This is a genomic window from Leptospira noumeaensis (assembly GCF_004770765.1).
GTDB lineage: Bacteria > Spirochaetota > Leptospiria > Leptospirales > Leptospiraceae > Leptospira_A > Leptospira_A noumeaensis.
Genome location: NZ_RQFK01000012.1, coordinates 1 through 913, shown reverse-complemented (window position 1 = coordinate 913; position 913 = coordinate 1). Strand labels below are relative to the sequence as shown.

The 913-nt window shown below is 40.4% G+C and carries 1 protein-coding gene; it reads right to left on the bottom strand.

What is annotated here, in order from left to right; all coding sequences use genetic code 11:
- Positions 1–913 (bottom strand): hypothetical protein (locus EHQ24_RS19205; RefSeq protein ID WP_167483059.1); only part of this gene is annotated, 913 nt, incomplete at both ends.

Here is a 913-nt window from a genome sequence, read left to right as displayed (position 1 = left end):
AAACAAACTGAGTTGGTTCCCGAGGGAACTTGTAGTTCCATTCCAATGAGTAGCAAGTGCTTCTTGGTTTTTATCTTTTACCTCATAGAGAAGTCCCATTTGAAGACCACCCATCTGGTAATACTGATGCCAATAAACAAAAGGCGGAACCACTTGATCCACTACCCACATAGCAAATCGGTTTTTATCGTTATATAAGTTCCCTTGTGACTTAAGGAGACTAACGTATGCCCAAGGGTCACTTTTGTTTGCACCGTTTTGCCAATCAGTGTAGATGTTTGCTGCCAAAACGTTAGTTACTTCGTAATTTGAACCTAATATTCCTTGCAAAGCACTTTTGACTCCACTCAAGTCACCATTGTTATAAACTAAGCCGCTATAAATTTTCTCATATAATGATCTCAAATTGGGATCGCTAATCGTATTAAAGGTCGCAAAATGAGCATCTATGTTATATACTGCTCCACCGCCATGGCCTTCATAAAGCCAAGAATCAGTAGAGTAGATGGCAGACCCTGCACCATAGTGTTGGTAAAGAATTGAGGAAACCAATGAATTGATATCTGTTTGCGTATAGTCTCTGTATGTCTCGTAGTTGATTCCAGCATTACTTTGATAAGTTAGAATATTGGATTCATGGAACTCATACTTGCTGTTGGCGATGTCTTTTTGCGATTGCAAGAAGGTAGAAAAGGAACTAGAAATATCTGAGAAAAACAAGGAAGGATCAAGGGCCACATTCTCTACTTTGGGTCGCATCTGATCGAGAAAGTTTTTTAACAATGTTCCCGCACTGTTGAGTGCCCCACCCTTCTGGTGGTAAGTACATCCCCCATCCAAGTTACAAGTAACTCCTGTATCCAAATCCGTTTGGAAACTATCCAACATTCCTTTGATGGAGTCGATCACAGCA